The sequence below is a fragment of the uncultured Catenibacterium sp. genome (genome assembly GCF_900540665.1).
Classification (GTDB): domain Bacteria; phylum Bacillota_I; class Bacilli_A; order Erysipelotrichales; family Coprobacillaceae; genus Catenibacterium.
In genome coordinates this window covers 1-23,397 of record NZ_UQGV01000025.1, presented here as the reverse complement: position 1 = coordinate 23,397, position 23,397 = coordinate 1, and the positions used below count along the sequence as shown (strand labels likewise).

General features: G+C 34.1%; 19 protein-coding genes and 1 pseudogene. 17 read left to right on the top strand and 3 right to left on the bottom strand.

What is annotated here, in order from left to right:
* Positions 1-305 (top strand): annotated as a pseudogene (locus QZQ55_RS04860) (PTS sugar transporter subunit IIC); the annotation flags it as partial.
* Between the two features lie 121 nt (positions 306-426).
* A complete protein-coding gene (locus tag QZQ55_RS04855) occupies positions 427-936 on the top strand; it encodes a hypothetical protein (protein WP_295090574.1) in 510 nt (169 codons plus the stop codon).
* A gap of 29 nt (positions 937-965) precedes the next feature.
* Here the strand turns inward: QZQ55_RS04855 and QZQ55_RS04850 are convergent, their stop codons facing one another.
* Entirely contained in the window at positions 966-1,646 is a 681-nt protein-coding gene (locus QZQ55_RS04850) for a response regulator transcription factor (protein WP_295090571.1), read from the bottom strand.
* A gap of 231 nt (positions 1,647-1,877) precedes the next feature.
* Here QZQ55_RS04850 and QZQ55_RS04845 point away from each other — a divergent pair, with 231 nt between their 5' ends.
* From QZQ55_RS04845 to QZQ55_RS04830, 4 genes are all read left to right on the top strand, one after another.
* Positions 1,878-3,959 (top strand): glutamine synthetase III, encoded by a 2,082-nt coding sequence (locus QZQ55_RS04845; protein WP_295090569.1) that lies wholly within the window; start codon positions 1,878-1,880, stop codon positions 3,957-3,959.
* 78 nt (positions 3,960-4,037) lie between these two features.
* Complete coding sequence (locus QZQ55_RS04840; RefSeq protein WP_295090567.1) at positions 4,038-4,499, top strand: GNAT family N-acetyltransferase; 462 nt, start codon at positions 4,038-4,040, stop codon at positions 4,497-4,499.
* A 139-nt stretch (positions 4,500-4,638) separates the two neighbouring features.
* Positions 4,639-6,069 carry a glycoside hydrolase family 1 protein gene (locus QZQ55_RS04835; RefSeq protein WP_295090564.1) on the top strand — a complete coding sequence of 477 codons (1,431 nt, stop codon included), beginning with the start codon at positions 4,639-4,641 and terminating at the stop codon, positions 6,067-6,069.
* Between the two features lie 66 nt (positions 6,070-6,135).
* Complete coding sequence (locus QZQ55_RS04830) at positions 6,136-6,984, top strand: hypothetical protein (protein WP_295090562.1); 849 nt, start codon at positions 6,136-6,138, stop codon at positions 6,982-6,984.
* Positions 6,985-7,007: 23 nt separating this feature from the next.
* On the opposite strand, the gene abc-f is transcribed toward QZQ55_RS04830, so the two are convergent.
* On the bottom strand, positions 7,008-8,864 hold the full coding sequence (gene abc-f, locus QZQ55_RS04825) for a ribosomal protection-like ABC-F family protein (protein WP_295090559.1): 1,857 nt from the start codon (positions 8,862-8,864) through the stop codon (positions 7,008-7,010).
* 129 nt (positions 8,865-8,993) lie between these two features.
* On the opposite strand from abc-f, the gene QZQ55_RS04820 reads away from it, so the two are divergent.
* The 6 genes from QZQ55_RS04820 (at position 8,994) to QZQ55_RS04795 (ending at position 16,577) form a co-directional block, all read left to right on the top strand.
* Positions 8,994-10,913 carry an aconitate hydratase gene (locus QZQ55_RS04820; RefSeq protein ID WP_295090556.1) on the top strand — a complete coding sequence of 640 codons (1,920 nt, stop codon included), beginning with the start codon at positions 8,994-8,996 and terminating at the stop codon, positions 10,911-10,913.
* Positions 10,913-11,905 carry an isocitrate/isopropylmalate dehydrogenase family protein gene (locus QZQ55_RS04815; protein WP_295090553.1) on the top strand — a complete coding sequence of 331 codons (993 nt, stop codon included), beginning with the start codon at positions 10,913-10,915 and terminating at the stop codon, positions 11,903-11,905. The genes QZQ55_RS04820 and QZQ55_RS04815 overlap by 1 nt, the downstream gene beginning before the upstream one ends.
* Positions 11,906-11,921: 16 nt before the next feature.
* The gene (locus QZQ55_RS04810) at positions 11,922-12,596 is read left to right on the top strand and encodes a GntR family transcriptional regulator (RefSeq protein ID WP_022425953.1); all 675 of its coding nucleotides are present in this window, start codon (positions 11,922-11,924) and stop codon (positions 12,594-12,596) included.
* Between the two features lie 46 nt (positions 12,597-12,642).
* Positions 12,643-13,749 carry a metallophosphoesterase gene (locus QZQ55_RS04805; RefSeq protein ID WP_295090550.1) on the top strand — a complete coding sequence of 369 codons (1,107 nt, stop codon included), beginning with the start codon at positions 12,643-12,645 and terminating at the stop codon, positions 13,747-13,749.
* The gene (locus tag QZQ55_RS04800) at positions 13,727-15,040 is read left to right on the top strand and encodes a hypothetical protein (protein WP_295090547.1); all 1,314 of its coding nucleotides are present in this window, start codon (positions 13,727-13,729) and stop codon (positions 15,038-15,040) included. Before QZQ55_RS04805 ends, QZQ55_RS04800 begins: the two co-directional genes overlap by 23 nt.
* A 73-nt stretch (positions 15,041-15,113) precedes the next feature.
* Positions 15,114-16,577, top strand: a complete 1,464-nt coding sequence (locus QZQ55_RS04795; RefSeq protein WP_295090544.1) for a family 1 glycosylhydrolase — start codon at positions 15,114-15,116, stop codon at positions 16,575-16,577.
* A 29-nt stretch (positions 16,578-16,606) separates the two neighbouring features.
* Here the strand turns inward: QZQ55_RS04795 and QZQ55_RS04790 are convergent, their stop codons facing one another.
* Positions 16,607-17,422: a purine-nucleoside phosphorylase gene (locus tag QZQ55_RS04790; protein ID WP_295090541.1), complete on the bottom strand. Its 816-nt coding sequence runs from the start codon at positions 17,420-17,422 to the stop codon at positions 16,607-16,609.
* 88 nt (positions 17,423-17,510) lie between these two features.
* Here QZQ55_RS04790 and QZQ55_RS04785 point away from each other — a divergent pair, with 88 nt between their 5' ends.
* The 5 genes from QZQ55_RS04785 to rpoE all read left to right on the top strand — a co-directional run bounded on the left by QZQ55_RS04785 (position 17,511) and on the right by rpoE (position 23,123).
* Complete coding sequence (locus QZQ55_RS04785) at positions 17,511-19,094, top strand: HD domain-containing protein (RefSeq protein ID WP_295090538.1); 1,584 nt, start codon at positions 17,511-17,513, stop codon at positions 19,092-19,094.
* Entirely contained in the window at positions 19,094-19,489 is a 396-nt protein-coding gene (locus QZQ55_RS04780) for a DUF1934 family protein (RefSeq protein ID WP_295090535.1), read from the top strand. The genes QZQ55_RS04785 and QZQ55_RS04780 overlap by 1 nt, the downstream gene beginning before the upstream one ends.
* Positions 19,486-21,048, top strand: a complete 1,563-nt coding sequence (gene cls, locus QZQ55_RS04775) for a cardiolipin synthase (RefSeq protein ID WP_295090532.1) — start codon at positions 19,486-19,488, stop codon at positions 21,046-21,048. Before QZQ55_RS04780 ends, cls begins: the two co-directional genes overlap by 4 nt.
* 68 nt (positions 21,049-21,116) lie before the next feature.
* The gene (gene argS / locus QZQ55_RS04770; RefSeq protein WP_295090529.1) at positions 21,117-22,778 is read left to right on the top strand and encodes an arginine--tRNA ligase; all 1,662 of its coding nucleotides are present in this window, start codon (positions 21,117-21,119) and stop codon (positions 22,776-22,778) included.
* A 9-nt stretch (positions 22,779-22,787) separates the two neighbouring features.
* Positions 22,788-23,123, top strand: coding sequence for a DNA-directed RNA polymerase subunit delta (gene rpoE, locus QZQ55_RS04765; RefSeq protein WP_295090527.1), 336 nt, complete (start codon positions 22,788-22,790; stop codon positions 23,121-23,123).
* The last annotated feature ends 274 nt before the right edge of the window (positions 23,124-23,397 follow it).

The following is a 23,397-nucleotide window of genomic DNA, read 5'->3' as shown; positions in this document are numbered from 1 at the left end:
ACATCAACGAAACTATGACATTTGGTATCCCTCTAGTATTGAACCCAATCCTAGACATTCCATTTATCTTAGCTCCAGTTGCTACAATCGTTATCGGTTATATCTTAGTATCTAGTGGATTCTGTCCTAAGATCGTACTTGAAGTACCATGGACAATGCCACCAGTTATCCTTGGCTTCTTAGCTACAGGTGGTAGCCCAATGGGTGCAGTATCTCAGTTAATCGTAGTTGCAGCATCTGTATTAATCTATGTACCATTCTTAATTGCCTACGAAAAATTCCAGGCAAAACAGGCTGCTGAATAATTTAATTAAAATTTATAATAATAATTTCGACATTGAGAAGAGAGCATTACCTCTCTTCTTTTTTTATTGTAATAATCGACTAAATATTGTATAATAGAGAAGAAAGTGAGGCCTTTTTTTTATGAAAGAATTCAAGGTAAAACCAAACCTAGCTGTTGGTATTTGGCTAGGCGCTTTAACTCTTGTTTGGGTTTATGATATCGTCATGTTTGTATTAAAATCATTGGATCAGCAGTCATTAATCGTTGTGACAATTTTCTTAGCTGCAATGTATCTTTATTTCTTAGGATGTCGTCCTTATAAATATATTGTCGATGGCAAAACTTTGATCTTCAAGAGAAGATTATTACCACAGAAAGAAGTAGATTTAATGACATGTGAAGTTATTTGTGATCCAGTATCAAGAATGGCTGACTTAGTCACTAGACCTCATGCTATTGAACTTTATACAGATTTAAAGAAGAGATATAGTACATTCCCAAAAGATAGATATGAATTTGTAGATGCAATTTGCGAATCAAATAAACGTATCCACTGTACAGTAGCGGATTATACTGACCAGCATCGTAAGATTGAAAAGAAAGAAAGACGCGAAAGCAGAAGACGTAGAAAAATCAATAAGAGAAGCTAAAAGAAAAGAATGCATAATGCATTCTTTTTTTATATGGCCATTTTATAAGAGTTAGCGCCAAAGCGTCTTATATATTCTTCGTGTGCACCTGTTCTATTAAGTTTTATTATGAGTGAACTGACTAAGTTCATCACTGATTGATCATCTGCATAGACACTATCACCCCATATACATTCAAAGATTTTAGTGGAAGTATAAGGCTGATAAGGATGGGACATCAACATTTTTAATAGTTTGAACTCGTTTTTTGTAAGTGTTACTGCATGATCATTTAATGATACAGTTTTTGCAGTATCATCTAGAATAATATCTTTAAAACGATAAATCTTTCTAGGTCTTAATACACCCATCTTATAAACATCTTGTATCTTTCTTAATAAAGCAGTGAGTGAGAATGGTGCAACAATATAATCATCTGCACCTGCATCTAATAAATCTTCTAAATAAGCTTCATTCAACATATCACTCATGACTATAGTAATAGCCTGGGATTTACGTCTGTTTTTTACTAAGAACTGACTTGTATTAATACCTGGGAATACATCTTCTAGAATAATACAATCATAGGTATTATCAAAATAAAGGTCATTATATTCATCTAAATTCTTTGCTTGATAGCAAATAAAATGATCTTGATCGAGATAATTCTTAAGACGATCATTACGTTCACTATTATGATCTATGATCAATGTTTTCTGTTTTCCAAACATATTTTTCACCTCGTCACAATTATATCCTTATTATCATTAAATAACAAGTTGAGCAATATTTTTTAAAAAGTGAAAATTATTGAATTAGAGTAGTTAAAAGCATACATTTTGTGATACTATGTGGGTGCAATAAGGAGTGGATGATAAAAATTATTGCATAGTGATAAAAATGTATTGACGTAAATATTTTTTATTGCTACAATCATACCCATAAAAAGGAGATGTAATCGTATGGAAATGAACAAACTTTTAGATGAATATGGTCGTTATACATTTAACGACGAAACTATGAAGGAACGTATTCCTAAATCTACTTATAAAGCTTTCCATGAAGCTCTAGATAAGGGAGAACCTCTTTCAAAAGAAGTTGCGACAGTAATCGCAAATGCAATGAAGATCTGGGCTGTTGAGAATGGTGCTACACATTTCACTCACTGGTTTATGCCAATGACTGGTTTAACTGCAGAAAAGCATGATGCTTTCTTAGAACCAGATGGAAATGGCGGAGCAGTTCTTGAATTTAGTGGTAAGACATTAAGAAAAGGTGAACCTGATGCCTCTTCTTTCCCATCTGGTGGTATTCGTGCTACTTTCGAAGCACGTGGTTATACTGCATGGGATTGTACTTCTCCAGCCTTTGTAAAAGATGGTAGCTTATATATTCCTACATTATTCTGTTCTTATACTGGTGAAGCGCTTGATAAAAAGACTCCATTATTACGTGCTTGTGATGCTTTAAGTGCATCTGCTACTAACTTATTAAATAAGATTGGTTTAGAAGATGTTAAAAAAGTAACAGCATCAGTTGGTGCTGAACAGGAATATTTCCTAGTATTAGATGAATACTGGCAGAAGAGAATTGACTTAAAGTTAACTGGTCGTACTCTTTATGGCGCAAGCGCTCCTAAGGGTCAGGAATTAGAAGATCACTACTTTGGTTCTATTAAACGTAAAGTAGGTGCCTTCATGAAGGATCTTGACAACGAATTATGGAAATATGGTATTCCTTCAAAGACTAAGCATAACGAAGTTGCTCCTGCACAGCATGAAGTTGCATGTGTATATACAGTAGCAAACGTAACAGCTGATAATAATGCATTAGTTATGCAGTTATCTCAGGATATTGCGAAGAAACATGGTTTAAGATGTTTATTACATGAAAAACCATTTGAAGGTGTTAATGGTTCTGGTAAGCATAATAACTGGTCATTATTAACTAATACTGGTATTAACTTATTTAGTCCTGGACCTGATCCAATCAACAATAAGCCTTTCTTAGCTACTCTTGCCTGCGCTCTCAAGGGTGTTGATGAATATGCTGAATTATTAAGATTATCTGCTGCATGTGCTGGTAATGACCACAGACTTGGTGCAAACGAAGCTCCACCTGCAATTGTTTCAGCATTCGTTGGTGATGACTTAAGCCAGGTTATTAAAGCAATCGTTGATGGTGAAGAATTAAATGCGACTACAGGTGAAAGATTCACTACTGGTGTATCAGTTATCCCTGATTTCTCTAAAGACTCAACAGACAGAAACAGAACATCTCCTTTTGCCTTCACAGGTAATAAATTTGAATTCCGTATGGTTGGTTCATCTCAGTCAGTTGCAGCAGTTAACACTATGTTAAATGCTATCATGGCTGAAGAATATGATCAGATGGCTGCTAGATTAGACGCAGGTGAATCATTAGATGATATCATTAGAGAATTCTTCAAAGATCATGAAAGAATCATCTTCAATGGTGATGGTTATTCAGATGAATGGAAAGAAGAAGCTGCAAGACGTGGATTACCTAACCATGCAAACTCAGTAGATGCATGTTCTTGCTTAAAGAAACCTGAAATTCGTGAAATGTTTGTAAAACATGGTGTATTAACTGAAGCTGAAATTGATTCACGTTATGACATCCAGTTAGACAACTATGCTAAGACAATCCGTGTTGAAGCTTTAACTGCTTTATCAATGGCTAAGACTGAATTATATCCAGCATATGTAAAAGCATGTGGTACTTTAGCTAATGATGCAAAAGAAGTAGCTAAGGCTGGTGTAGACAATACATTTATGGTTAAAGATTTAAAGGTATTAACTTCTTTACTTTCAACTATGCGTGAACAGATGATTGCATTAGAAGAAGCTATTAATAAAGCTGATGCAACTGATACTTCTACATTAGATAATGCAACTGCATGGAAGGATTTAGTTATCCCTGCTATGGATGCATTACGTGCAACTGCTGATAGCTTAGAAACTAAAGTAAGTGCTCAGCAGTATCCAATTCCAAACTATATCGATTTATTATTCGGTATTTAGTAGAAACGGTCTATAATGACCGTTTTTTTTATGGACAAATAATGATATAATGTGATGTATGAAACAGAGGTGATATAAATGGAATTTAGAGAATACAAGAACACAGATCTTCATGCAGTTATGGATTTATTTTATGTCACTGTTCATGAAGTCAATAAGAATGATTATACAGAAGCCCAATTAGAAGCCATTGCACCAAAAGTGGCCAATGAATATCACTGGGAAAAGTCTTTGGAAAAGAATCATACTATCGTAGTAGAAGAAGATGAGAAGTTGATTGCATTTGGTAATATAGGTAAAACTGGTTATTTAGATCGTTTATATGTTCATCCTGATTATTTAAGAAAAGGGATTGCATCAAAACTTGTAGAAGATTTAGAAGCCTATGCAAAAAAACATGATTGTCATGTCATTAATGTGACTTCATCTATTACATCTAAACCATTCTTTGAATCTAAGGGTTATACAGTCATTGAAGAACAAATCAATGAAAGACGTGGAGAAAGACTCTTAAGATATCTGATGGAAAAGAAAATTTAACAATACTTTTTACAAAAAAAGTGCAAGATAAGCGAGAAAATGTGAAAACATTTTCTCTTTTTTTCATTTGCTGAAAAGAAACAAGTTTTTTTAAATCTTCCGTTATAATGGTGTCAGAAAAGAAAAGGAGACACACAAAATGTTAGATAACAAATTAAAAGCATTTCCAAAAGATTTCTTATGGGGCGCTTCTACTTCAGCTTACCAGGTAGAAGGTGCAAACTTATCAGATGGTAAAGGTCCATCTTGTCAGGATGTTAAAGAATTACCAGCAGGAACTTCATCTTTAGATGTATGTGCAGATCACTATCATCGCTATAAAGAAGATATCAAGTTAATGGCTGAAATGGGATTCAAGACATATCGTTTCTCAATCGCTTGGACTAGACTTATTCCTAATGGAACTGGTGAAATCAATCAGGCAGGTATTGATCATTACAATGATGTGATCAATACATGTTTAGAATATAATATCGAACCATTAGTTACTATGTTCCACTTCGATATGCCTGATGCATTAGACAAGAGAGGTTCTTGGTCTAACCCTGAATCAGTAGACTGGTTCGTTAACTTTGCTAAGGTTATGTATGAAAACTTTGGTGATAGAGTTAAATATTGGTTAACTATCAACGAACAGAACATGCTTACTTTAGCTGGTCCAATTATCGGTACATTAAGAATTCCTGAAGGTACTACAAATGTATTAAAAGAAGTATATCAGCAGAACCACCATATGTTAGTTGCTCAGGCTAAAGCTATGGTTTTATGTCATGAAATGCTTCCAAACGCAAAGATTGGTCCAGCTCCAAACATTTCTTATGTATATCCAGCATCTTGTAAGCCAGAAGATAACTTAGTAGCTCAGGAATTCAACGCAATCAGAAACTGGTTATATTTAGATATGGCTGTTTATGGAAAATACAATAACTTAGTATGGACTTACTTAGAAGAAAATGATGCAACACCTACATTTGCTGAAGGGGATGAAGAAGCTATGAAGAATGCACACCCAGACTTCATTGGTTTCAACTACTATTCAACTGCAACTGTACAGAAAGCAGCAGCTGATGATGAATTAGATCCAGGTGCAGACCAGCAGTCATCTCGTGGTGAAGCAGGTTACTATAAGGGGTATGCAAATCCAAACCTTAAGAAGACTGAATTCGGCTGGGAAATTGACCCTGATGGTTTCTTAGCAACTATGAGAGAAATGTATTCTCGCTATCATTTACCAATGATCGTTACTGAAAATGGGTTAGGTGCTTATGATACATTAGAAGATGGTCGTGTTCATGATAACTACAGAATTGCATACTTAAGAGCACATATCGAACAGTTACATAAGGCTGTTACTGAAAATATCGAAATGATGGGTTACTGCCCATGGTCAGCTATCGACTTAGTATCAACTCATGAAGGTATCAGAAAGAGATATGGCTTCATCTATGTAGATACTACAGATGAAGAAGCAGGAACTCTTGATCGTTATAAGAAAGATTCATTCTACTGGTATAAGAAAGTCATCGCTACAAATGGTGAAGACTTATCAGACGACTTCGACGTTGAATAATAAATGAACATCCGGTCTTTTCCGGATGTTTTTTTTAGTGTATGATAGGTGGGAAAGGAGATTAATATGAATTCAATTATTTTATCGCTAATAAGCTGGTTTATTTTCCTAATTAATCCTCCTATAGGTTTAGGAAGTCTTGCTATATTAATAGAAACAGGCCTTTATGGCTTGATGGAATATCGTATTAAAAAAGCTGATGATTCAGAAAAAGATACGCTTTATAATGCTTACTTTATTCTTTCAGTGATGTTAGTTATTGTGACTTCAGTCATCATGCTTTTCCTCTATCAATTAGATGGAGACAGTACTGTTACTCTTATTAATAAAAGAGGGGAATTAATGAATACAGTACTCTATATGATTGGTTTAATGGTTAATGTCTTATCTATTAAAACTGTTTATGATGAAAGAAATAAATGGTTACATCGTTATGGTGGAAGAGAACTGTATGATTACTTTGATCCTGAGGGAATGACATTCGCTATGCCACGTTCATTTTATATATGTATGGGTGCTTCTATTATGAGCGGTTTATTATGTCCATACTTAGGGACTATTGGTTTCTGGACATTACTTTATATTCCAATCATCATGTTCTCACGTATGAATCTCAAGATATATAAGAATATGTATATCAAGTTATCTCATAATAGAGGAACAGAGAATGAATATGAAAAATTAAAGCATGTTGTACCAGGAGGTATTTATACACATTATTGTTTATGGTTTACTTATATGATTGCCTTTATGGTGATAGGTATTAAATTCTTATGTTATTCTCAGAATATTTTTGTCTTATCTTTCTTGCCGACATTAAAAGATATTTATGCATTCTATCCATTTATTGTATCAATCATTGGTGATTTTATTTGTGCATTTATACTGATCTACAATTTGAAACAAAGAAATTAGGACTAGGGTTGCCCCTAGTCCTTTTAAGCGTTCATCTCTTCTGAAAGTTCTTCCCATTCCATCATGAGTTCTTCTAATTTGTTATTTAAGTCTTCTAGTTCAGCAGTGATTTCATTATACTTCTGATAATCATTCATCACTTCATCACTATGGAGTTCTTCTTCCTTTGCACTGATCTTCTCTTCAAAATCAGAAATATCATTTTCTATCTTCTTTAATTTATTCTTCTTTTTCTTATCAATAGTATTTTGAACTTTTACCGCTGTTTCTTTCACAACTTCTTCTACTTTACGATGTTCAAGATAATAAGCATAGTTACCACCAAAGATTTCATCACCATGAGGATTCATTTCCACAATCTTAGTAGCGAGCTTGTTAATAAAATAACGGTCATGAGAAATAAAGAGAATAGTACCAGGAAAATCTAATAATGCATCTTCTAGTACTTCCTTAGACTGAATATCTAAGTGGTTTGTTGGTTCATCTAGTATCAAGAAGTTGGCTTTATTAAGTAATAGTTTAATTAAGACAATACGTCCTTTTTCACCGCCGGATAAAACATCAATTGTTTTAAATACATCTTCACCTTTGAATAAGAATGCAGCACAGATATTTCTAATCTCTGTATTATTCATATCAGGATAAGCGTCATGTATTTCATCAAAGATTGTCTTTTCAGGAGATAAAGAAGTCTGTTCCTGATCATAATAACCAATCATAACCTTGGAACCCAAACGAATACGTCCATGTACAGGTAAATAATCTTTAAGAATCAAATGGAACATAGTTGTCTTACCTACACCATTAGGCCCAAGTAAGGCAACTCTTTCACCTTTCTTGACTTCAAAAGATACAGAATCAAACAGTGGCTTATCAAAAGCCATCGCTACATCGTCTACCTTTAAAACATCATAACCACTCTCTACTTCAGGAACAAATGCAAAACGGATACTAGAAGGAAGACTCTCTGGTCTTTCTACTTTCTCCATACGCTCAAGTGCTTTCTCTTTAGACTCAGCACGTTTTACCTGTTTTTCGCGGTTATAAGATTTTAAACGGTCAATAGACTCCTGCATACGTTTAATATCTTTCTGATTATTTAAATAATGTTTTAACTCTACATCACGATCATGCTTCTTGATTTCAGCATATTTAGAATAATTACATTTATATATCTTACTTCTGCCATTCTCTATTTCCATAATAGAAGTAGACACCTGATCAATAAAATAACGGTCATGGGATACTACAATGACTGCTTTATTGTACTGTTTTAAATAATTTTCTAACCATTCAATAGAATTAACATCAAGATGGTTAGTCGGTTCATCAAGCAATAATAAATCAGGAGAACGTAATAGTAACTGACCTAATGCAATTCTTGTCTTTTGTCCACCAGATAAGATACCAATTGGTTTATACCACATATCCTCATCAAAACCTAAACCATTCAAAACACCTTTGACTTGTGATTCCATAGCATAACCGCCTTCATCCTGGAATTTAGATAATAAAGAATCATACTGATTCATAATTGTATCTAAATCATTTGTCACAGCCATTTCCTGTTCCAATTCACGAATACGTTTCTCTATTTTCTTTAAATCTTCAAAAGGTTCTTCCAATGTTTCATAAATACTTTTATTAAGATCAAACTTATGTTCCTGATTGAGTGTCCCAATACGAATATTCTTCGCAATGGTCATCATACCATCATCATAAGCCTCTTCATTTAAAAGAATTCTAAGCAATGTACTTTTACCAGCACCATTGACACCAATGATGGCAAGTTTATCATGCTCTTCTATATGGAAAGTTATATTTTTTAGGACTTCTTTTCCTGAATAAGATTTAGTAAGTCCTGAACAAGATAATATCATTTTTTCATCACCCAGTGTATTGTACCAATTTAACGAAATAAATACAAATTATCTTTGTTTTTTATATTGCACATAGAATGGTATATGTGTATAATTGTATACAATAATAAACAAGGGGGAGAAGATTATATGAATCTAGCGTATAAAATCTTGAATGCACATCTTAAAGAAGGAGTATTAGTTCCAGGGACATCTATTTGTATTGGAATTGACCAGACTTTAACACAGGATTCTACAGGTACAATGGCTTATTTACAGTTAGAAGCTATGAATGTAGGACATGTTGCAGTAGAAAAAGCAGTGGCTTATATTGATCATAACATGCTTCAGACTGGTTTTGAAAACATGGATGACCATGAATTTATTAAATCTGTTGCAAGAAAACATGGTATTACATTCTCTAAACCAGGTAATGGTGTCTGTCATCAGTTACAGCTTGAAAATTTCTCACATCCAGGTAAGACGCTTATTGGTTCAGATTCTCATACACCAACATGTGGTGCAATGGGTATGATTGCGATTGGTGCAGGAGGACTTGATGTAGCCGTTGCTATGGCAACAGGTAAGTACTATGTTCAGTGTCCATCAGTTTTACAGGTTAAACTAACAGGACGTAAAGCACCTTGGGTATCTGCAAAAGATGTTATCTTAAAAATCCTACAGGTATTATCTGTAAAAGGTGGGGTTAATAAGATTGTTGAATATACAGGTGAAGGTTTAACTGATCTTTCATTAACTGACCGTGCCACTATCTGTAACATGGGTGCAGAACTAGGTGCGACTACTTCAGTATTCCCAACAGATGAAAATACTTTAGCTTACTTAAAACAACAGGGTAGAGAAGATGAATATGTTGAAATGAAAGCTGATGATGATGCAACATATGATGAAACTATTGAAATCGATATGTCTACATTAGTTCCTATGGTTGCCAAGCCTCATTCACCAGATAATGTAGTAGATGTAAAAGAATTAGAAGGTATGAAGATCAATCAGGTAGTTATTGGTTCTTGTACAAACTCATCTTTACTAGATATGATGCGTGCTGCAAAGATTTTAAAAGGTCGTAAAGTAGCTGAAGATGTTTCTTTAGTTATTGCGCCAGGTTCATCCTCTATTCTTTCTATGCTTGCACAAAATGGTGCTCTTGCAGATATGATTCATGCAGGTGCAAGAATTCTTGAATGTGGATGTGGTCCTTGTATCGGTATGGGACAGGCTCCATTATCAAAAGGTGTATCTTTGAGAACAATCAACCGTAATTTTAAAGGACGTTCTGGTACAAACGATGCAAGTGTATATCTTGTCTCTCCAGAAGTTGCTGCATTATCTGCAGTCAAAGGTTATTTATCACAGGAATTTGAAGATGATATGGTTTTAGAAGAAGTACCAGATACACCATTTGTGAAGAATCCTAACTTCTTTATTAGTGAATATATCCCTGATAATGAAATCTATATGGGACCAAATATCAAACCAGTTCCTAGAGGAGATAAATTAACAGATACAGTAAGTGGTAAAGTTGTATTAAAAGTAGGAGACAATATCTCTACAGACCATATTGTGCCTTCTGATTCTAAATTACTTCCATTCCGTTCTAATGTCCCTCATTTAGCTAAGTTCTCATTCTCTAAGGTAGATCCTGAATTCTATAATAGAGCCGTAAAAAACAATGGTGGTTTCATTGTAGGTGGAGATAACTATGGACAGGGTTCATCAAGAGAACATGCTGCATTAGTACCTAACTACTTAAAGATCAAAGCTATCTTCGCAATTTCATTTGCAAGAATTCATCGTTCTAACTTAATCAACAATGGTATTCTTCCACTTGTTATTGATGCGAAAGATTATGATTTCTTCAATAATCAGGATGATTACGAATTAAGTGACTTATTAACATCTGTAGAAGAAGGTAAGGACATTGTGGTGACTAATAAGAATACAAATGAAACTATTACAGCACATCTATCATTATCAGCTCGTGAAAAAGTCATGATTCAGTATGGTGGATTATTAAATGCGATTAAAGAACTAGGAGGAGATTTCTAATGAAAGCAGTACTTATTCCAGGTGATGGTATTGGACCAGAGATTTCAGCAAGTGTTGAATCTATCACAAAAGCAATGAACCTAGATATTGAATGGGTTAAATATAGAGCAGGGGCAGAATATGCGAAAGAAACAGGTGAAGTATGGGAACCTGCTCTTGTAGATGCAATTGAAGAATATAAATGGGCATTAAAAGGTCCTACAGCGACTCCAATTGGAACAGGTTTTAGAAGTGTGAATGTCGCATTAAGACAGAAATTCTCTACGTATGCCAATGTACGTCCTTTACGTAATTTCAGGGGTATTGATTCTAAATATGAAAATATTGACTTAGTCATTATTAGAGAAAATACTGAAGATTTATATAAAGGTATTGAATATATGCTCACTAATGATATTGCGAATGGTGTTAAGTTAATCACTAGAGAAGCTTCTACACGTATTTGTCGTTATGCATTTGAATATGCACGCACAAATAACAGAAAAAAAGTGACAGCCATCCATAAAGCCAATATAATGAAGTATACAGATGGTCTTTTCCTTGATTGTTATAGAGAAGTGGCAAAAGACTATCCAGAAATAGAAACACAGGAAGTTATTATTGATAATATGTGTATGCAGCTTGTACAGCGTCCAGAGACATTTGATGTCCTTGTCGCACCAAACTTATATGGAGATATTGTCTCTGACTTATGTGCAGGTCTTGTAGGTGGTCTTGGTATTGCACCATCAGGTAATATTGGTGATGACTACCGTATTTATGAAGCTGTTCATGGCAGTGCACCTGATATTGCAGGTAAAGGTATTGCGAACCCAAGTTCTTTAATTCTTGCATTCGCAATGATGCTTGAAGCATTAAATAAACAGAAAGAAGCACAATCTTTAAGAGAAGCCCTAGCAGCAGTCATAGAAGAAGGTAAGTTTACAACACCTGATATTGGTGGACAGGCAACTACAAAAGAGTTTACAAACGCAATTATCGATAAATTATAAGAGGAGGGACAACGAAATGCCATCTCATAGCATTTTTGAATCAACTTCCCATGGATCATTGGGCTCTAAAATATTTATCTTATTACGTGATCGTATTCTTAATGAAAGTTATCAATGCGGTGACAAACTAAATGAATTGACACTTGCGAAAGAATTGAAGATTTCTCGTACACCTATTAGAGAAGCATTAAAGCAGCTAGAATTAGAGGGTTTAGTAGAAAGTATTCCTAATAAAGGTGTTTATGTGAAAGGTTTTTCACCTCGTGATATTGATGATATGTTTGAAATACGTCTTTCTCTAGAAGGATTAGCTGTTTCATTCGCAATTGATCGTATGGATGAAGTGCATCTTGCTAAAATTAAAGAAGTATTTGAATTATTAGAATTCTATACTACAAAGGGTGACTTTGATAAAGTGAATGATTTCAATATTCTATTCCATGAATCTATTTATCAGGCAACACAGTCTACCTATTTTGAACAGATTCTTAAGGATATTCATTACTATGTTTCTGTGACATCAAGACATTCTATTGCACGTCCAGAACGTTTAGAATCATCACTTGCAGAACATCGTGCTATTCTAGAAGCCATCATTGATGGAGACAAAGATGAAGCAACAGAACGTATTCAAAGACATATTCGTAAAACACAGATGCTTGTAAGAAAATATTATGCAACAAGAAAGTAGGGTCAACCTACTTTTTTTGTTGTAGAATGATATCAGGAGGGTATTTATGTTAACGCCTAAACATTTAATTAAAAAAGAAAAGAATGATTATCGCCTGATTGCGATATCAGATATACATGGTCATTTAGACCGTTTTAAAGAATTATTGAGAAAAGTGAATTATGATCCTGTAGAGGATTATCTTGTTATTATTGGTGACTTTGTAGAAAAAGGAGACCAGGTATTAGAAACAATACACTTTATTATGAATCTCTCACGCTTTCCTAAGTGTTATGTTTTGATGGGGAATTGTGAATGGGCAATGAATGCATTACTTACTATTCCAGAGATTGCAGGAGAAATTCCTAAGTATTTAAAGAGAAATAGTAAGAACGGTATTATTAGAGATATTTATAATCATGAACATTTTAGTGATGGACATGAAACACCTTTAGGTATGCAGAAGATTATGGCTGAAAAACTTAAACAAGAATTAAAGTTCATGTCCCATTTACCTACTACACTATTGTTTAATGACTATTTATTTGTCCATGCAGGTGTAGAGCCAAGAGACAATTATAAGGAGTGTGGTTTATCATCTTACCTCGAACTCCAACATTTTTATGAATTAGGACATTCATTAAAATATACAGTTGTAGTAGGACATCTTCCTACATCCAATTATTTCCCTCGTTCTATTCATAATGACATTATTATAGATGAAGAAAAGAAGATTATCTGTATTGATGGAGGAACAGGTGTGAAGCCTATTTCACAATTAAATGCGCTTATTATTCATAGTTATAAGGGGGAAGTGACATATCAAACAGAATGTGTACAGCCATTTCCTATGGGTGTATTAAATAAAGATCTTTATGGTAATGGTGAAGTAGATCATAAGATAGCTTTTCCTGATTATGAAGTAAAGATGATGAAAAAAGGAAAAGAGTTTAGTCAATGTTATAGAGTGAGTGATCATGTAATGATCTCTATTAAGAATGAATTCTTATATGAAAGAAATCATCATCTCTATTGTTTAGATGATTATACAGATCATTGGTTTATAGGTGAAAAAGGAACAGAAGTCAAGATTGCAGGTATATATGGGCATTATGCATATGTACTATGTGGTGCACAGGTGGGGTGGGTCAATGAAGAAGACATCGATTATTAAGATAGTATGTGTACTAGTTTTACTTCTAGGTGTTCATCAATGTACTTCGTATAAGGAGCTTGCACCTCATATTTTCTTAGTTAAAGAGAATACATCTTTTCTTAATCAAACACTCACAATGGGACAACCTTTAGTTGTAGAAGGACAAAGAGGTTCTCAATATTATGGTTATATATATGTGAATGGTGAGAAGAAAGAAGGCTATATACCAAGTCGTAATGTGATTGCATATGTATTTGATGAATCTTTTGAAAAAGAAATCACATCATTTCCTGATAACTATAAACAATCTTTACGATTCTTACATACACTTTATCCAGAATGGCGCTATGTACCTCTTAATACTTCATTAGACTTTAGTCAAACTGCTTCTATCTTTCAAAGTAAGTCACTAATAGATACAAATGATTCTCAGATGATTGCTTCTCCTGATATTATTGAAGGACAGACATGGTATCGTGTCTCACTCCAGGCAGCACGTTATTTCTTAGATCCACGCAATGGACTTGATGCTTATCATGCACTGATGTTTGAGAAACTCACTTATAATCCTTCTGAAACATTAAAGGAAGGAAAAAGAATGCTGGCAGGAACTGAAATGTCAGGTATAGAACCACAGTCTAAAAAAGATTGGGCAGAACTCTATCATCACAGTGCAGAAGTCAATAACATCTCTATGTCATTACTCATTACCCGTGCAATTCAAGAACAGGCAGGTGGAGGACTAGGACTTCGTGGAGGACATGCAAGAAACAATCCACAAGGACCTCTCTTCTATAATATATATAATATAGGTGCTAATAGTAGTGATCAGGATGGAATAGACTTTGCAGCAGTGAGAGGCTGGGATACAAGAGAAAAATCTATACTCTATGGTTCTAAGTATCTCACTGATAACTATATCACCAAAGGACAGGACTCTTTGTACTTACAGAAGTTTGATGTGCACAACAATAATCCTGGACATCATTACTATATGTCCAATATCCGTGCACCATATAGTGAAGCAAAGAATATGTTAAGAGGGGACATAGCTAATGACATGGATCATATTGAACGTGTACTAGAAATACCACTCTATACTAATATGCCTGTCTATAATCCTTATCCCATTTCTACTGATATAAGATATTCGGGAACTATTATGAAGAATCCTCTTTGTGAATATCAAATAGCTGATACATACAAGAACTTAACTGAAAATGTGGATTATATCTCTATCAATCACAAAACATATATACATATTGTAGGTTTAAATAACTATTATGGTTCGTTAGATATTCCAAAATAATATTTTCATAATCTGTCGGATTTCAATGTATTTGTCTTAAAATTAGTATAATATTTTGCAGGAGGAATAAACTATGACATTTAGTAAAGATTTTTATTGGGGTGGCGCTGTTGCTGCCAACCAGTGTGAAGGGGCATGGAATGTAGATGGAAGAGGTATGGCCCGTACCGATGTAACTACAGGAGGAACAGTGAATACTCCTAGAATGGTTACATTTATTGATAAGGATGGTCAGAAACAGAAATTACCTAATCATGGTTTTAAATTACCAGAAGGGGCTCACTTTGCAGTCTTTGATGATGAACTCTATCCTAACCATGATGGTATTGATTTCTATCATCACTATAAGGAAGATATCGCCTTGCTTAAAGAAATGGGATTCAAGATGTTCAGACTTTCTATTTCATGGTCTAGAATCTATCCTACAGGAGAAGAAACTGAACCTAATCAGGCTGGTTTAGACTTCTATAGAAATGTATTCACAGAACTAAGAAATGCAGGTATTGAACCACTCGTTTCTATCTGGCACTTTGATACACCACTTGCTTTAGAAGAAAAGTATGGTGACTGGCAGGATAGAAAGTTCATTGAATTATATGAAAAGTATGTAACTACAATCTTTAAAGAATATAAGGGGCTTGTGAAATACTGGCTTACATTTAATGAAATCAATAATACAATTAACTTCTTACCAGATAATGCAAGTGATGAAGCTTTCCAGGAAGCATATCAGCATCTTCATTATCAGTTTGTAGCCAGTGCAAGAGCTGTACAGATTGGTCATGCAATTGACCCAAATTACCAGATTGGCTGTATGATCTGTGGTATTACTTATTATCCACTTACTTCTGACCCAGAAGATATTCTCTTTAATCGTTATAAATGGGAAAAAGGCATCTTCTATTGTGGAGATGTACAGTGTAAAGGTAAATATCCTACATATGCTAAACGTTTATGGAAGGAACATAATGTAGAATTAGATATCACAGAACAGGATCTAGTGGAATTAAAGAATGGTACTGTTGATCTCTATACATTCTCATATTATATGTCTCAGTCTATTACAACTCATAAGAATGAAGACACAGTAGGTGGTAATATGTCATTTGGTGTACGCAACCCTTACTTAACATATTCTGATTGGGGATGGGCATTAGATCCTGAGGGATTAAGATACTATCTTGAAGTCGTTTATGATCGTTATGAATTACCATTAATGGTTGTAGAAAATGGTTTAGGTGCCTTTGATACAGTAGAAGAAGATGGTTCTATTCATGATGATTATAGAATTGATTATTACCGTGCACATATTAAAGAAATGGACAAAGCGATTGAAGAAGGTATTGATTTAATCGGTTATACAACTTGGGGCTGTATTGACCTTGTTTCTGCAGGTACTGGAGAAATGAGAAAACGTTATGGCTTTATTTATGTAGATAAACATGATGATGGTACTGGTACAATGAAGAGAAGCAAGAAAGACTCTTTCTACTGGTATAAGAAAGTCATTGAATCTAATGGTGAAAATCTAGACTAATACAAAAGACCAGCGCACGCTGGTCTTTGTTACATGTCTTCTAAAATCTGTTTTACAAGCTTTACAAGTCTTTCTTCTGCACTATTAGCTGCTTCCATGACTTCTATATGATTTAATTCATTACTAGATAATCCTGCTGCTTTATTAGTCACTAATGAAATACCTAAAATTTTCATATCAGAATGTCTTGCAACAATAGCTTCAGGGACTGTAGACATACCTACCATATCTGCACCAAGTGTCTTGAATGCTCTGATTTCTGCAGGTGTTTCAAACTGTGGTCCTTTAAAGAAACAATAAACACCTTCTTTTACATCTACATTCACTTTCTTGGCTGATTCAAATGCAAGAGAACGAAGTGTTGATGTATAGACATCAGTCATATCCTTAAAACGTGGTCCAAAGTCATCTAGGTTAGGTCCTCTTAAAGGAGATGGCATCATGAATGATAAATGATCAGAAATAATTACAATCTGTCCTGGATTTAAATCATCTCTTACACCACCACAAGCATTTGTCACAATAAGGTTCTTAATACCTAAAGCACTAAATACACGAATAGGCATTGTGACTTTCTGCATATCATAGCCTTCATAGAAATGGAAACGTCCCTTCATACAGGCAACAATCTTACCACCAATTTCACCAATAATTAATTTACCAGCATGTCCTGGTACAGTAGAAACAGGGAAATAAGGGATATCCTTATAATCAATTTCTACAGGTTCATTAATTACATCAGCAAGTGGTCCTAAACCTGAACCTAATACAATTGCGACATCAATAGGATTTTTATAACGTGACTGAATATAATCACGTGCAGCATAAATTTCATCAATATACATAAATATACCTCCACATCTATTATAACCTATATCATTCGCAAATATCTCTCAAAAATGATAAAATAATCTCCATAAGGAAGGTGATACCATGCATTTAGAAGACTATCGTTTGTTTGATACTAAAGTATTTAGAGATGTAGTCCATGATTATATACGTGTTGAATATATGCCTATCTGGAAGCTTATTAATACAAAAGAGTTTCAGCGTTTAAGACGTATTAAACAGCTAGGGGGTACATCCATGGTATTTCCTAGTGCAGAACATTCACGTTTTGTGCATTCCTTAGGTGTTTATGAAATAACACGCCAAATGACAGAACTTGAACAAGTCAAAAAACACTTAACCGACTATGAACGATTGACTGTATTATGTGCTGCTTTATTACATGATTTAGGACATGGTCCTTTCTCTCATTCATTTGAAGGCATTTTCCAATATAATCATGAAAAGATGACTACAGCACTTATTAGAGGACATACAGAAGTTCATGAAGTACTAACACAAATAGATCCTCGTTTACCTGAAGATGTGGCGAGTATTATAGAAAAGAAAGCCGATAAACCAATGTTAGTGCAGATGATCTCTAGTCAGGTGGATGCTGATCGTATGGATTACCTTCTACGTGATTCTTATAACTGTGGTGTGACTTATGGACAGTTTGATTTATCAAGAATACTGCGTACTATGCGTATTGTAGATGATCGTATTGTCTTTAAATTATCCGGTGTACAGGCAATAGAAGATTATATTCTAGCCCGTTATTATATGTACTGGCAGGTTTATTATCATCCTGTATCTAGAAGTTATGAACAGGTTCTAGGGAGTGTCATGAAACGTGTAAAGGATCTTTATAAAGAAAACTATACCTTTAAATCTTCATTTCCACTTCTTATTCCTTTCTTAGAGGATAACTTTACACCTGAACAATTTGTGAAGCTGGATGAAACATCATTACTTTATTATATAAGATGCTTTATGGATGAAGAGGATACAATACTCAAGGATTTATCTACTCGTTTATTAGAAAGAAAATTATTTAAATATCGTACCCTGAAGGGTGATGAAGATTATGAAAATACACGAAAAATATGTATAGAAGAAGGGTTGGATCCTCGCTATTATGTTACAAGTGATGCGATTATGAATCAGGTGCCTTATAAGCGTATGAAGGTCAGTCATGCAAATGAAGTAGAGATTCTTAAGGAAGATGGAACAATCAGTTCACTACCAGAAGAATCAGAAATTGTCCAGGCTATATTATTAGGTAAAGCCAAACAAGATCAGAAGATCTTTTCTACAAGACAAGTAATTCGACGTTCTTCTTTTAAATATCAATATTTTAATAACTATATGAATGCTCAGGGGACACATTATATTCTTGAACAGACTTTAAAAGAATGGTCACATGAAGGGGTATTCTTAGAATTCTATCAAGAAGATCATGTTATTGGATGTGCACATATTATTGAAGACTGTGTGAAGGAGATTGCATTATTACCTGATGACCGTAGAGAATTCTATGAAAAAGAGGTATTAGGTGCCATAGAGGATTTCTTCAAGAAACAACATATACATGTAGTGAAGATAGTTCCTTATTCACAATCTCTTGATTTTTACTTGGAAAATGGGTATCGTACAGAAGGCTACTATATAATTAAGGAGGTAGAATGATGAAAAAAAGAATTTCTTATGAATGTTTATTGGTGAATGGTCCAGTAAAAGAAAAAGTGAAATATAAAGAGGTTGGGGATCATTATGAAGCCAAAGGGATTCATTATATCTCTTTTGAAGTAGATGGAAAACCTATTCGTATTCAATATGATCAAACACATGTTCATCTTGTGAATGATCAATCTGTATTACATTTTAATAAGGATATGCGTGTACCGAATAAATATACATTACCCTATGGTATTGTAGAACTTCATACAAATGTGATTTCTTTAGAATATAGAGAAGGTGCAATGAAGTTCATTTATGAACTCTATGATCAAGAACATCTTGTGACAAAAGCTTATATGATGGTGCATTATTCTGATATAGATGAAGAAGGAATGCCTTCATGAAATATATAAAACGTTTTACAGCATTGTTCTTTGAATATCTTTATCGTTTTATTCAGTTCTTATTGAGTCCGATTGTAATCTATATTGCGCTTATCTGTATTCAGGCTATTTATCTTCTATACTTTGCGTCAATACTTACAGATTTTAATGGTGTGGTTCGTTTCTTATTTATCTCACTTTCCGCATTTATGATCTTTTATTTGATTAGTAAGGATGAGAATACAAACTATAAGATGACATGGATCTTCTTTATCATGCTGTTACCTAATGTGGGTGGATTACTCTATCTCTTATTAGGTAATAAGAGACCTTCACGCTGGTTAAAGAAAAAGATTCAGCCAGAAGTACAATATTTCAATCAAACAAGACAACAGGATCCGATTATTAGAAATCAGATTCTTAATAAGAAGATTATTTCTTTAGATTATCTCAACAGACAATCATTCCCTATCTATAATCATACAGAATGTAAATATTATTCATTAAGTGATTATAACTACCAGGATATGATTAAAGATCTTCTACATGCAAAACATTTCATCTTTATGGAATACTTTATTGTGTCTAAAGGTCTTATGTTTGATACCATCATGTGTATTTTAAAACAGAAGGTCAAGGAAGGTGTTGATGTTCGTTTTATCTTTGATGACTTCGGTTCCTTTACGACTGTACCTCTTCACTTTGCGAAGAAGCTAGAAGAATCAGGTATTAAAACAGTGATGTTCAATCGTTTTATTCCGGTCTTCTCCTTAAGTCAGAACCATAGAGACCATCGTAAGATCTGTGTGATTGATGGTTATATTGGTTATTCTGGAGGGTTTAACTTAGCTGATGAGTATATCAACTGTAAAATGCGTTTTGGACATTGGAAGGATACAGGTATTCGTTTAGAAGGAGAAGCAGTATGGTCATTGACATCTATGTTCCTTTCTACATTCTATGCTTATCATAAGGAATACCATGGAGAAGATATAGAACAGTTCAAACCCCATACCTACCATCCTGAACCATTTAAGAATACAGGTTATGTATTACCTTATGGAGATGATCCACTTGATGATGAAGGGGTAGGGGAATCTGTTTATATAAATATGATTACACATGCATCTAGAAGTATCGATATTATGACACCTTATTTTATTATCGATGATGTCATGTTGAAGGCATTGTGTCTGGCTTCTAAGAATGGTGTCAAGATCAGATTATATGTTCCTCATGTACCAGATAAGAAACTTGTCTTTAGAGTTACACGTTCTTATTATTATGATCTTATTCGTGCAGGTATTGAAGTGTATGAATACTTACCAGGTTTCTTACATGCAAAAGTCATGTTAGTAGATGGTAAAGCAGCGACAGTTGGAACTATCAACTTTGATTATCGTTCTTTATACTTACACTTTGAATGTAATGTCTTATTATATGAAGCAGAATGTTTATCTGCGATTAAGAGAGATTTTAGAGAGATGAATGAGATCTGTGCACCTGTAAAAATAGATGACAGCCGTCATTTTAAAGGACTCGTAGAAGGATTATTGAGATTATTCTCACCGCTATTATAAAATTCTTGACAGTCCAACATTTTGTGATACATTATTTAGAGTATGAAATAAAAAAGGAGGAATACAAGATGGCTGAAAATAAGCTTGAAAACTCACTAAAAATCGCCATTGGTCAGTCTGTTAATAAGTGCTTTGAAGCAGTAGATATCACCCCTGAAAATATCATGATTGAGATTCCTAAGGATTCTACTCATGGTGATTATTCTACTAACATTGCAATGCAGCTGACAAGAACACTCCATAAGAATCCTCGTGAAATTGCGACAGCCATTGTTGATTCACTTGATCAGGAAGCAGCACATGTAGAAAAAGTAGAAATTGCTGGTCCTGGTTTCATTAACTTCTTTATGAAAAATGATGTGCTTACTTCAGTAATTACTGAAGTACTTTCAGAAAAGGACAATTATGGACAGACTCACTTCGGTGAAGGAAAGAAATATAACGTAGAATTCGTTTCTGCAAACCCTACAGGAGACTTACACTTAGGTCATGCAAAAGGTGCTGCAGTAGGTGATTCTATTTGCCGTATCATGACTAAAGCAGGATATGATGTAACAAGAGAATATTATATTAATGATGCAGGTAAACAGATCACTAACCTTGCATTATCTCTATACAGCCGTTATCTTGCATTATTTGATATCGAACGTCCAATTCCTGAAGATGGATATATGGGACAGGATGTCATTGATATTGCAAAGAGTATCAAGGAAAAAGAAGGAGATGCTTTAACTCAGTTAACTGAAGAAGAAGCAATTGCTTATTTCCGCAAGGTGGGTACTGAACACGAATTACAGAAGATCAAAGATATCTTAAAGGAATTCCGTGTATCATTTGATGTATGGTTCTCTGAAACTTCTTTATATGAAGGGAATAAGATTGAACCTGCAATCAATAAGTTAAAAGAAAAAGGCTATACATATGAACAGGATGGAGCCTTATGGTTTAGAACAACTGACTTCGGTGATGATAAGGATCGTGTTCTTATTAAAACTGATGGAAGCTATACATACTTCACACCAGATATCGCATATCACTTAAGCAAGATGAATAGAGGCTATGATTACTTAGTTGATTTACTTGGTGCTGACCACCATGGTTATATTAATCGTATGAAAGCTGCTATCCAGGCTTTAGGTTATGATGCGGATCAGTTGAATATCGATATCTTACAGATGGTAAGAATGGTTGAAAATGGTGAAGTTGTTAAGATGAGTAAACGTACTGGTAACGCTGTTACTATTCGTGACCTTATTGATGATATTGGTGTAGATGCAACTCGTTATTTCTTTGTAGCGAAAGCAGCGAACACACCATTTGATTTTGACTTAGGTCTTGCTAAGTCAGAGTCAAATGAAAACCCTGTATACTATGCACAGTATGCACATGCAAGAATGTGTTCAATCATGAGATCAGCAGCAGAAAAGAATATTGAACCTGCAGATCACTTTGAATTGATTAATAATCCAAAAGAAGTTGAATTATTAAAACACATTAATGAATTCAAGAACACAATCAATGATGCAGCTCGTACAAGAGCACCTCATAAGATTGCAAACTATATTCAGAGATTAGCTCAGTTATTCCATTCATTCTATGGTGACTGTCATGTAATCGATGAAGAAAACAAAGAATTATCATCTCAGCGTTTAGCACTTGTAGAAGCAACACGTATTACACTTGCGAACGCATTAAACTTAATTGGTGTTCATGCACCAGAAAAGATGTAGGAGGCTACTATGGATTACAGACAAGAGTCAATGGTTAATATCGCATTTGAAATTCTTACTAAATCAGCAGGGGCATTAAGCTTCTATGATATCTGGAAAGAAGTTGCTGAAAAGAAAGAATTTGATGAAGGACAGAAAGATGATAACGAATCATTATTCTATACAAATATGATCTTAGATGGTCGTATGATCACTGTTGGTGAAAATAAATGGGATCTTAGAACAAGACATAGATTCGAAGAAGTGCATATCGATATGAATGATATCTATAATGATGATGAATCAGAAGAAAACACTGAGGAAGAAGACGAAGGCTTAGTTGAAGATAACTATGGAGAAGAATAAGGAGAAATCCTTATTCTTTTTTTCTATAAATTAATATAGTTTTTACACGCTTATGCTTCATTTTTGTGTTTTATTCTGCAGTATAAAAAAAGTTGAGATGAAAGGGTTTACCTTTGTATAAATACTTGTGAAATAGTTGATTTTAGTTAAGTGCTGGATTATAATACAAATAGAAATTATTTAAGGAGGAATGTCATATTATGGCAGTAAAAGTTGCAATTAATGGTTTTGGCCGTATTGGTCGTTTAGCATTCAGACAGATGTTTGATGCAGA